6 protein-coding genes are annotated in these 13,036 nt (G+C 29.2%); all 6 read right to left on the reverse strand.

Features of this window, described 5'->3' with window-relative positions:
• Positions 1 to 94: 94 nt before the first annotated feature.
• On the reverse strand, positions 95 to 751 hold the full coding sequence (locus H527_RS0107020; RefSeq protein ID WP_027412043.1) for a 4'-phosphopantetheinyl transferase family protein: 657 nt from the start codon (positions 749 to 751) through the stop codon (positions 95 to 97).
• A 102-nt stretch (positions 752 to 853) separates the two neighbouring features.
• Positions 854 to 2,254, reverse strand: a complete 1,401-nt coding sequence (locus H527_RS0107025) for a hypothetical protein (RefSeq protein WP_027412044.1) — start codon at positions 2,252 to 2,254, stop codon at positions 854 to 856.
• A 480-nt stretch (positions 2,255 to 2,734) separates the two neighbouring features.
• The gene (locus tag H527_RS0107030; protein WP_027412045.1) at positions 2,735 to 4,120 is read right to left on the reverse strand and encodes a hypothetical protein; all 1,386 of its coding nucleotides are present in this window, start codon (positions 4,118 to 4,120) and stop codon (positions 2,735 to 2,737) included.
• A 37-nt stretch (positions 4,121 to 4,157) separates the two neighbouring features.
• On the reverse strand, positions 4,158 to 6,080 hold the full coding sequence (locus H527_RS0107035) for an alpha/beta fold hydrolase (RefSeq protein WP_229809256.1): 1,923 nt from the start codon (positions 6,078 to 6,080) through the stop codon (positions 4,158 to 4,160).
• A gap of 53 nt (positions 6,081 to 6,133) precedes the next feature.
• Positions 6,134 to 10,582: a non-ribosomal peptide synthetase gene (locus tag H527_RS0107040; protein WP_027412047.1), complete on the reverse strand. Its 4,449-nt coding sequence runs from the start codon at positions 10,580 to 10,582 to the stop codon at positions 6,134 to 6,136.
• 242 nt (positions 10,583 to 10,824) lie between these two features.
• Positions 10,825 to 12,459 (reverse strand): cyclic peptide export ABC transporter, encoded by a 1,635-nt coding sequence (locus tag H527_RS0107045; RefSeq protein WP_027412048.1) that lies wholly within the window; start codon positions 12,457 to 12,459, stop codon positions 10,825 to 10,827.
• Positions 12,460 to 13,036 lie beyond the last annotated feature (577 nt).

Genomic DNA, 13,036 nt, shown 5'->3' on the forward strand with positions numbered 1-13,036 from the left:
TGACAAGCAGAAAGCATTGTGTTTTGGTTATTTCATCATTCCAGTGTAGGCTGAAATTTACCATTAACAAAATTTAAATCAATAGTTTAAATTCTTAACTTAATGACATAAATAAATCTACTTTTTTAATATCTATCAAAGAGGTATCAATTTTATCATTTGATGCTAAATGACATTTATAATTAGTATCTAAATTTATTTCCGTTAAAAAAAAACTATCTTCTTTAATTTTAGTTCGATTTTCTATAACCTCAAAAGAGTTTAATGGAATGGATAGCCCCATGCCATGGGCTTTTATTACCGCTTCTTTCTGTGTCCAATAATTAAAAAAAGCATCTTTAACATTATGTGAAGAAACAATATTCTGCCACTCTAACGGTGTCATTTGAACTTTAAAGTCTTCCACATTGATGTCCTGCAAAACCTCTACATCTACACCTACTTCGTTATTTTGTGTTATTACACATACAACTAAGTTTCCAGAATGTGATATATTGAATTTAATATTCTCATTTTCAAAGTATGGTTTTTTGTAAGAGTTGTAACGTACATCTTCTACGCAAAGATGTTTGTTTAGTTTTTTTAAACTACTCCATAAAAGCACCCGCCCTAATAAAGATAATTGAGCATCTTGCCATCGCCTATACTTTAAAATTTTCTTTTGAAAATCATGAGAAAACCTTGGAGCTACCTCTTTTAAAAGATATGAATGATGCTCTTCACTTATATAAGAATAAAGTATTTGAGTCATTTTTGTAAGTTACTAGTTAGCTAATAAATTATAGTGTTTATCATTTTAAATTTATTGCAATAAAAATATTATTTTTCAGTAAATTTAAACTATAAAACGATATTAATTGAACGAAGAAATGTTTTCATAAACAATTGCTTCTACGGCTCCTGTAGCAGAATTAATGACCCCTACGTCTGTTTTTACGGCAGACATTCGAACCCAAACACCACCATATCTTTCTCCAAAGCCAAAAGATCCCCAAATTAATTTGTGCGGCACCCATTCATTAGATCCGTTTGGTGCTAAAAAGCTTATCGAATCACTAAACTCTTGTGCTATAAAGTTATTCTTTTCTAATGCTAATTCTAAGATCGTTTTCCATTTTTCTGCAGTAGAAAACTTCCCTATAAAAACATCTTCTCCCTGAGCTCCATTTGCAGCCTTAATTACAAAACTATCTTTTTTTTGTGTTAGTAAATCAATGAGTTTATATTTTTGTTCTTCATATACTACCATACTATCTTTTATTAAAGAAGTCCAAGGAATACTTTCTAATATCAACATATTATCTTCGGGGGTAAATTTTCCTTGTTCTGCTAAATTTCTTAATAAAGCTAGATTTTTTTTATTTCTCAAAAACGATGTTCCTAAATGATCAGGAAAATATATATTATCCATTATAAAAGCTCTAAAAACATCCCTTGGGACTTCCTGAGTATTATCTAAACTAAAAAATAAGACACTATGTATTTCTTTACTATTTAGCGTTAGTTTTTTATCCACTAACTTAAGAGAAGAAATATCTCCAGAATATGCTCCTCCTTTAATTCCTCGTTTTTGTAATTCTACTTTTAATAAATCATTAAAAAATGCGACGCCATCCTTCTTTACATCGGCATTCATGTCATTTTTTAAACTAACAAAAACATTAATTTCATTATTAACAGAAGGCACATATTGTACTATCTTATCTACTAGAAATTCAATATAAATTAATTGGGTGTTTTTGGAATCATAATTATGCCTAGTTTCTGAACTGGATAATTGAGGATGTGACTTTCTAATTATAGATTCAAAACTTTGAACTTGCCATCCACCTATGGATGATCCCATATTAATTTCTAAAACCTTAAATCCTTTTTTTGTGTAGGTTAGATCTAAACGACATCCTATGTCAACATTTTTTTCATGTCCCATCATAGCAACTGCAGCTATCATTTCGTTACCTCCAAAATAAAAATCTGCAATTTTTTTAATATCATTATTAAAACATAACAAAGGAATCTGATAGAGTAATTCTGGTAACTTTACACTCAATTTATTTAATCTAATCGCTTTTTCTTGATTAATTATAACTGGCCATGAACTTACTGGATATTCATAATTTTTAAATACTCGAGGTACATTATTTTCTAACGTACTAATCCAGGTTGGTAAATTCTCTGAATGTTCTGTTGTAAATTTATCGTACATATCTGATAGTATTGTATTTTTAGTACAAACTGTTAACGTTTTTTTCATTTAATTAAAATAAAAGGTTGTTTTTTAAAAGAATTGAAAGACTATAGTTTAATTGTATATTACAAACAATAGATTTACGGATATTAGTAGTAAAAACAATAACTCTGATATTTATTTTAGTGGATTTATTCTTATTCAAAATTTCTTTATAATTATTTCTGAAAAAGAATTTGTAAGGTGTTGATCGATTAAATATATAAAAGAGCTGGTCTCTATAAAACCAATCCCCCTATCTGTGCTATGCTTAATTTTTATTCTTCACTGAAGCGAAAAAAAATCTTAATTTTCTTTTCCAGTAAACTCAAACTACAAATGGTATAACTATTTTAATAGCACTTTTAAAAGCTTCAACTCTCTAATAGTGTAAGCTTATCAGAATATTTTTCTATTCTATATATTTGTTAAGTATTTTATTATCGATTTAAATACTTATTAAGTAGTGATTATAATATTTTTGATCGTTAATGTAGAATATCTTGGCTAATCAATACATTCATAAACCATCCCCAAGACAGCTCCTCTAGCAGAGTTTATTATTCCATCATCTATTTCTACATCGACCATTCTTGTAATTACTCCTCCATAGGTATTACCAAAGCCAAATGAACCCCATATCAATTTGTGCTGTGTCCATTGATTCGAAATATTTGGTGCAATAAAATCTATAGAATCGCTAAATTCTTGAGCAATATATGCTTCCTTTCCTATAGATACTTCTATCGCCTTTTCCCACTCAGTTGCAGATAAAAATTTACCGATAAAAACACTATCTCCCATACATCCATTTGCTATTTTAATTACAAATTGATCTTTCTGTTCCTTTAACAATCGAAGTAAATTGTGTTCTTGTTCTTTAAATGTTACTTTATCATTATTTATTACTACTGTCCAGGGAATACTGTTTAGGATCAACTCGTTATTTTTTGAGTCAAATTTGCCACTTAGGGCTAGTTCTCTTAAAATCGCCAAGTTTCTTTTGTCTCCCAAAATGGGGGTTCCTAAATGATCTGGAAAATAAACAGATCCCATAATATGAGCTCTAAATAATTCTGGCGTTATATTTTTTAAAGCGTAATCCATATTAAGAACACTATGAATACGTTTATTGTTTAAATATAAATCTCCTCTTATCATTTTAAGTAGCGATGCTTTACCTATATGCACACTTCCACTCATACCTCTCTCCGTTAATTTTTGTTTTAGCAAATTATCAAAAAAGATGTCTTTTTCTCCCTGTGAATCAATTTCGGCATTATTACCTACAATTACAAAAACATTAATTTCATTCTTAATCTCTTTTACATATTGAAGTGTTTTATCTATAAGAAAATTTAGATATGTAGATTGTATACTTGTAAATTTGAAATCATTTTGTGTGTTTTTTAATATATCATGTGATTCCCGAACTATCCCTTCAAAATCATCTAATTGCCAACCTCCAATAGATGACCCTGCATTTATCTCTAATATTTTAAAACCGCTATCGGTTAATGTTAAATCTAAACGACAACTTACTTCTATTTTTTTATTGTGACACATCATCGCATATTGCGCTAGTTCTTCATTTCCATTAAAATAAAAATGGGCTATAGAAGATATATCATTATCAAAATAAAGTTCTGGAATTTGATATATTAACTCTGGTAATATCACACTTAATTCTGATAATTTATTAGATGTTTCATTTTCTAATATTACCGGCCAGGAGCTTACAGGGTATATGAAATTTTTGAGCGTTCCTGAGAGATTATGTTTTTTTATATCTATAATAGCTTCGAGGTTCTCTGATCTATTATTAAAAAACATATCAAATTTATCCGAAAGGATAGTGTTTTCTTTATTTTTTTGAACAACAGTTTCTTTCATCAACTTATTTTTTTATTTGTTTTATAAATCAAAGGTTTTAGATAATACCCCAGTAAAACATATATGTTACTAATAAAACATTTGAGAACAGTAAAGAAAAAACAATACTCCTATCCTGTATCCTTTTTATACTCATAATAAAATAGAGTATCGTAACTACAAGTAATATTACAAAAGTAATTATTAGAGTAAATACATAACTAAAATTACTGGTTAACCCAAAAGCTAAGACAAAATAGTTAGTGCCTGAAATCTTAATCAATGCTAAAACAAGACTAATCAAGCCTACAATCCCTATAATAGAGGTTAGAATACCAAAACCCCTTATTATTTTATCCGAATTTGTATTGTATTTTCTTTTTACTAACCTTATCGTGTACGTAAACACAAAAACAATCATAACTATCAAAGCTATAAATAAAGGAGCCATAAAAATAGGATCAAACTGACTAAGACTGTTTCCTATTTTGGCAACTCCAGAATTAATTGTGATATCACTAACAAAATTTACTTTTTTTACATTTTTAAAAGCCTGAAAATCTGGTTTTTGAAAAGGGTTATTTATAAATGAATCTGCTACTTCTTTTCCTATTTTTGTAAAACTTGGAACATGCCCATATGTTAACCCGTTTATTACGTTAGCCTTTTTAAATCTCTTAGCAACTTCTTTGCCATTAGCGGAGGGCGTAATTGGATCGTATTCTCCTGAAAAAACCATTACTGGAAAAGAGAAATCTTCTAATTTTGATAGATCATGATTTACGATAGAATCTTTACGGTTTAGATTCCATTGATCACAAACCCTAAAGTCTGATTTATAAAAAGATACCCCTCCTCCTATTTTGTCATATTTTGATACATCTTTTTCATATTCTGAAATGTTATTGTTTGGAAGGACTTCATTGCAACTGACGCAATAATAAACTCCATAATCCATACCCAAAAGATTTGAAAATGCACTTACCAAATTACCTAAAGCATCTGCATTTCTTTCTTGAAACTGATATATTAATAATGGGATTACTTCAATAAGCTGCTTATTGTATAATGCTTGTTGAACAGCAATTTTAAAATCTTCTGAATTATAAGTAAACTCTCCCGATTTTATTGTCTCTTTATCTACAGAAACAGTAATAGGATGATCTTCTAAATCTGCTATAGTTTTATAATATACGTTTTCTAATTCTGGATATTGACTATTACACGCTTCATTATTCTTACATTTTTCAAATACTTTAGATAAGCTAGAGATATAGTTACTAGTATTCTTAGTATAGTATGTAGTAATATCTGATACAGAGGAATCTAATATTAATGCTTTAATATCATCAGAAAATGTACTTGCATATACTTGTGCTATATATGTGCCATAAGAAACTCCATAAACATTCCAATTTTCATATCCTAACTGCTTTTTTAAAGCGTTTAAGTCTTTTGATATAGATAGACTATTATACACTTCTATATCTATCCCTTTATTGATAAGGTCTTGTTTGCAAGATAATGCTGCAATTGTTTTTTGCTTTTCATCTTCTTCCTCTGATTGGTTTTTTGCTAAGATTTCTAAAAACTTGCTTCCCAAATCTGGACATAATCTAGGCTCTGAAAACCCTGTTCCTCTTATATCCATCAATACGATGTCATTTTTTTTTCGTAGAGGGTGGTTACGCCATGATCTAACATTTTGAATTCCGCTAGCTCCAGGACCTCCTTGTATAAAAACTACTGCATCTGCATCCGATTTATTAGATGAATTTTTTAATACAGAAACGGCTATTTTGATTTTGGCACTATTTATATCTTGCCAGTTTTCTGGAACAATAAGATGTCCCCATATTATATTTTTTTGTTTCAGACTTTCAGAATTTGGGTAAAAAGATTCTGCTTTTTCAAATTTTACATTTTGCCCTTTTACATTGTAGCATAATAAAACAATTAATACTATATATAAATATTTCATTTTTTTGTAAAGTTTCATGATTGTGTAAATGTGTTTGATAATGTGAATTTGTTCTAAAAACTAAAATCTATCTCTATGGTTTTTTCTTTTTCAAATTCTAAATCTGTATCTATATCCTCTATAGGAATCTCAATACTATCTATAATTTGTTCAATGATTTTTATATATTTTAAAACTAAGATTTCGATAGTTTCTTTATCGTATTTATCGATATCATATTGAATCCTTCCTTCTAATTCTTGTTTTTGTACAGAAAAATTAATCAGTAATGGCAGCCTACTATATTTAGAGTCTATTGAGCAAGATTTTAAGCTTAGGTTTTCATTAACATATATTTGATTATAACTAAATGTTGGATTTTGTAAAACTAGTAATACGTCTAATCGTAGATTATTATTAATATTATCTGGAATATCCTGATATGTATCCAAAGACAATAAATCTAACTGTACGTTTTCTAGATATTCTGAAAATAATTGGTTTGGATTTATTTTGGATCGCAATGGTAGTGTTTTTGCAAACATTCCTATTTGAGAATGTAAATCTGGAAACTGCCGCCCTGAATTTATTGTTGCTAAACAAATATCTTTATGACCTTGTATCTTATAAACCAATACATTAAACACAGATACCAAAAGTGTATGTAGTGTTATTTTTTGCTTTATTGTAATTTGGTTTAATTTTTCAAAAATTTTTGTTTCTAAATTAAAGTCTCTAAAAGCTGCCCTATATTTTTCTATCAAAGGATCTTGATCAAATTGAATTAGGTTTTTCCATTCGTAACCAGATAGATACTGTTGCCAGAATTGATAATTTACTTTTTCATTTTTTTTCTTTGTCTTTTCTTGCCAGTCTACGTAATCTTTAAATTCAAATCCTAATACTTGTTTTTCTGGATTTGTTTTTACACTTAACGCTACATAACTATCTATTACTTCTTTAATTAAAATTTCTAAAGACCATCCATCCATTATAATATGATGTGTAATAAATATCAAGATCTTGTCTCCGTTTGTTTTTTGAAATACCCCAACGCGCAATAGTAATTGATTTTCTAAATCAAATTCTTGATTCATATAATCCTCAAGCCTCTGTTGTATATCATTTTCTATAAGAAATTTGTCTATCTTAAAAGAAATAGCATTTCCAAGATTAACTCTTTGATAAGGAGTTCCATTAATTTCAATAAAATTAGTTCTTAATATTTCATATTTCTCCACCACCTTTTGAAAGGCTTTTTCTAACAATGATTCCTCTATATCTCCATCTATTATAAAAGCTTCAGACATGTTATAGGCTATAGATCTTTTTTTTTCTTGAGAAGCTAACCAAATAGAATACTGAGAGGATAAAACGTTATAAAAACTTTTTTTCTCTACTAGTTGTATTGAACTGTAGTTTTGTTTTTTTTCATTTTCTAAGTATTTCGACAAAGATTTTATAGTAGGAAAGTCAAAGATTGTCCTTAACGAAATTCTATAGCTTAGATATTCTTCAATACGACTAATAAGTTTTACTGCATTTAATGAATGCCCTCCTAATTCAAAAAAACTTTCTGTAACACTTATTGGTTTTTCTAATCCTAAAACCTCTTGATAGTATTTACTAAGTTTAATCTCCAGATCTGTCGTTGGTATTTGATTAGGTACTTGTTGTTGTTTTTGCTCTATTTCTATTTTTCTTAGAGATAGTGATTTTCTGTCAATTTTTTTATTTGGTGTAAGAGGAAACTTTTCTAGTGGTATAATTGTATGTGGTATCATATACTCAGGAAGTTCTTTACGTAACTTGTTTATGATTCCTTTTGGATCTACACTTGTTTCATTAAGGATTATATAAGCGATTAGAACTGCTTCTTGTTGGTCTCCTTTTTTTGCTATAACAACAGAGTTCTTGATATAGTTTAGTTGGTTAAGCTTTGTTTCTATCTCTCCTAACTCAATACGATATCCTCTAATTTTAACTTGGTTATCATTACGCCCCATAAACTCTATCTCGCCTTCCCTATTCCATTTACCAATATCTCCTGTGTCGTACATCTTTTGTCCTTCTTCAAAAGGATTTTCAATAAACTTGTCAGACGTTAGTTTTTTATCTCTAAAATATTCTTTTGCTAATCCATCTCCTGCGATATAAATGGTTCCATCTGTTCCGACAGGTAGCAACTTTTTATACTTATCCAGAATATAAAACTTTGTATTATGTATTGGTTTTCCTATGTTTGAAGCATTTTTTGATGTCTTTATTTGTTTGCAACTAGACCAAATTGTTGTCTCGGTTGGGCCATACATATTCCAAACTTCGGCACAAGTGTTTACTAATTTTTCTGCTAAAGATTCACTTAAAAGATCTCCTCCACATAATACTTTTAATTTTAAATCTCCACTCCAACCAATATTATATAACATTTGATAAAAACTAGGTGTTGCCTGTAATATGGTTGGTTGTATTTGCTCTAATTTTTCTATTAAAGCTATAGGATCTGTTAATGTATTTGTATCTGCTATATATAATGTAGCTCCTGATATTAAAGGAGTAAAAAACTCTAATATTGAAATATCAAAAGATTGTGTTGTTACAGAGAATAATAAATCATTACTGTTAACCTTTGGTTTTTGCTGTATACTTAATAAAAAATTTAACAGGGATTGGTGTTTGATTGCAACTCCTTTGGGGTTCCCTGTGGATCCTGACGTATAAATTATATATGCGTTATCTGTAGAGTTTATATTTGAACCATTTTTTAAAGTAATCTCGCTATTAGAATATAATACAGAGTTTACATCCACAAATTGAGCCTTAGGGGTAATGAGTTTGCTAAATTTTGTTTCTCCAATAATACACTCTACTTCGCTGTGTTCTATTATATAGTTTAGTCGTTCTTGTGGAAAACCTGGATCTAAGGGTATATAAGCTCTTCCTGATTTAAATATCCCTAATAATATTGCTATTAAATTTGCAGAACGATCCATCAAAACAGCGATGGGAGATGTATCTTTATTGTCAAAATTTTGACATAAATACTCTGCTATCTTATTAGATACTATATCTAGCTCTTTATAGGAGTAGGAAGTACTATCATCTTTTACTGCGGTTTTATCAGATTTTACTTTTACTTGTTTATTAAAAAAATCTAGTAATGTAGCTTCTTTTTGATACTCAAAATGAGTTTGGTTAAAACTATTTAACAACAGTGCCTGTTCTGGTTTTGTTATATATTGGTATTCTATTAATTTTTTCTTACTATCAGCACATACATTAGAAATAAGTTTTTCAAAATGTGAAACTACCTGAGTAATCTCACTTTCTTCAAAATAATTAACATTGTAGTCAAAATCAATTTTTACATCTTCCTGATCATCAAATTCTCTTATATACACAGCCAATGCTACCCGTTCTGATTGGTGTGTTAATGGTATTACGCTGGTTTTTGTATTCTCAAAATGATCTGCATAATTTTGTTTCTCGTAGGATAACGTAATATTAAACAGTCTGTCTTTTTCTCTAAAGAGATCTAATTCTTTTATAAGTTTTCCTAAAGGGAAACGTTGATATCTATAATCTTGCCGCAGTTGTTGCTTTATAGTATATATTAATTTTTCAAAAGTATCTTCAAAATCAAGGTTAATACGCAAAGCAGAAACCCCCATAAAAAGCCCTACTGTTTTTTTAAAAACAGATTTACTTCTATTTAATACAGGAAGTCCTATTGCAAAATCATCATTTTGACACTTTCTCCCAAAATAAAGATATAAAACACCTAGTATTATATGAAAAGTAGAACTATTACAGTTTGTTGCAATACTTGAAAGTTGATTATATAGAGATCTTTTAATTATAAGTTCTTTACGACTACTTTTATTTATAGGTCCTGTTTCCTTTATCTTTTCGAATAAACGTTCTGGAAGGTTTTGATATTTTTCGATCCAATATGCTTTATCCTTTATAAACGAATCTGAGTTAAAATAGGTTTCATCGTCTAAAACAAAATGTTTGTAACTGTATGGGTATTCGGTTTTTATACCCCCAAACCTAGTGAGTTCATTATAATTTGCTACTAACCTTTGAAACATCAAGGATGTACCCCAACCATCTGTAATAATATGATGATACATTGAAAACAGATAGTAATGACTCTCAGAAATTTTTATTAAAGTAAATCGATGTAATAATTCTTTTGCCTTTAAGTTAAATGGTTGCTTAAAGGTTTCTTGCATATAAATATTTGCTTTTTTATCTGCATTAACTTCCTTAGAAAAATCAACAAAACCTAAAGATGAATTATGATTTGATAAAATTTCAATTTGTATTTCTTCTTGATTTTCTATAACAATACTTCTATATGCATCATGTTGATTAATCAACATAACGTATGCTTTATTAAGTATTTCATATATCATATTACCTTCGATAGCTATCTTGGCACCTATATTATAAATAGGATCGTTAGGGTATAACAATTGCTCAAAATAGACATCTTGTTGTGGAAGTGTCAATTTCATATCCATAGATTCTTTAAGGTTAGTGAATATTCTCTATTGGTATCGGAGAATTTTATATGATGTGTTTTTTATACCTTTTAACTTTGAAATAGCACTAATGAATTACTTCTTTTTCATGTTTATTGGCTTTGAAAAACATAACCGTAACTAAGGCTATACTTAGGTTTTTTCGCCTTGAATACATAAAAATAAATTCAATTTCTATACACCCGATTTCAAAGTTAAAATGGTATTACTGATTTTTAAGCCCAAAAATTTTCAACCAGTTCTTCTTCGTTATTTGCAACTACGTCTTTTACAATTTTTCCGTAATCAAATTTGATTATTCGATCTGCATATTTAAAATAAGCATCATCATGGGTTACGGCTATAATAGTTTTTCCTTGCTCCTTTAATCGTGGAATCAATTCTTCATAAAAATACTTTCTAAAATGCGGATCTTGATCTGCAGCCCACTCGTCTAATACTAAAATTGGTTTCTTTTCCAGAAGTGCAAAAATCATCGACATCCTTTTGCTTTGTCCTTTAGAAAAATTTCTTCTTGCAGATTCTTCTTTATCATCGGTAACTACTCCTTCTAATTGCATCATTTTTAATAACCTCATATACTCTTCATTATTTTCTAAGGAGTAATCATCATAATTGTGAGAAAAAATGTGATTGTTTGTAAAAATGGCTGTCATCGAGTCTTGTAAATCTTCTTTTATACTGGCTTCTGGGTCTTTATTTAAAATAATATCACCACTAGTTGGTTCATACAATCCCGTTAAAACATTTATAAAAGTACTTTTACCAGATCCATTACCTCCTACAATAAATAAAACTTCTCCTTTGTTAATTTCGAGATTAACTGGTCCTAACTTAAATGACTTTTCTTGATTTTCGCTTTTATAGTCAAAACAAACATCTTTAAAATTTAATGACTCAAATTGATAGTTTTTATTTTGGATAAGGTTTGTAGTTTCATCTTCTATCTGAAAGTCTTTCATAAAGTTTTTTATTCTTTTATTAGAAACCATAAACCTAGTATATAGTTGTTGTAGGTTTATTAAATTATTTATGGGACCAGATATAAAAAGTATTACCACTACATAGGCAATTACTCCTTCTCTGTCTAACAAACCCAAAGCTGGTAAACCAAATAAAATAGCTGCTATTACTGCATATAGCCCATATTGGCTAATCATATTAATGGACAAAAACACATAATTTATTTTAAAATCCAAACCTTCAGACTGATCTCTATTTGGACCTAAGTGCTTTTGCATTATATTTTTTCTTCTGGATGTACTAATTTTTAATTCTTTAAAACCATTAATCAAATCTTCTACATAATTATAATAATGCTCATTATATCCTCTTAATACCGATACTTCTTTAGACATCGAATTCATTACTATAAAATAGCATACTGCTACTAAAACAATTAAGACAACAATTACTATTGCTGAAATTGCAGATAGAGTAAACATGTATACTACACCCAATGCTAGCATTAATAAAGAGCTTACGGTATGGGTTACTGTATATGGCAAACTGGAAAATAAACGCAAATCTTCCATTGCAGTATAAAATCGCTTACTCCCAAATTTTTCTAAGGTTAATAAAGGTGCTTTTAAAATTTGATTGAATAAATTCTTTTCATTTTCGTATAATATCTTAAATGCGTATTTATTGAGTCCTTTCTGAAATACAACATTCAGTAGGTAAGTATACACTACAGCAGACAAAAAGACGATAATCATATAGTCTTTTAAAAATGCTTCGTTGCCTGCAAGAACATTGTTTATTATATATATAATTCCAAAACTCAATATGGTATTTGGTATAGCATATAGTAATAAAAGAACGATGTCTTTTAATTTTAATTTTAACATAATGATGGTGTGTTTTTATAGGTATGTAATTTCATTGTACAGGCTTTGTTATGGTTAGCTGTATGAAATGTGTTATTTTGATACATAGCAGAAGTTCGATATAGTTTTTAATTTTACTAAAGCTGTCAGGTTATCTGTTCATAATCGTTACAAAGGTTTTTTATACAAAGAGTCATTAGTTATTTCATTACAAATGATAAGACGAGGATTCTTCTCTATTCGTTCTTATTTAGCGTTTCTGACTTTATAATTGTAAACACTACCCACTTGGCAAGTACCCTCCCCCACTTAAGAAGTACCCTCCCCCACTTAGGAAGTACCCCCACCCACTTAAGAAGTACCCCAGGGTACTGTAACTGTTAAAGCTTGCGGTAACTTTGTCAGTTCACCCACTTGCTTAGTGGGGGTGGGGTACTTTAAAACTGGGAACAGCAGGTAATTTTGTCAGTACACCCACCTGAATTAGCGAGTGCACCCACTACATTACCAGGCGCGACAGGTAACTTTGCTATCCATCTAACAAATTTTAGGGTAGAGCCTGTCTTTTTTGCTATCCATCTCGTCTTTTTAGAGGTAC

It is taken from the genome of Aquimarina muelleri DSM 19832, assembly GCF_000430665.1.
GTDB classification, from domain to species: domain Bacteria; phylum Bacteroidota; class Bacteroidia; order Flavobacteriales; family Flavobacteriaceae; genus Aquimarina; species Aquimarina muelleri.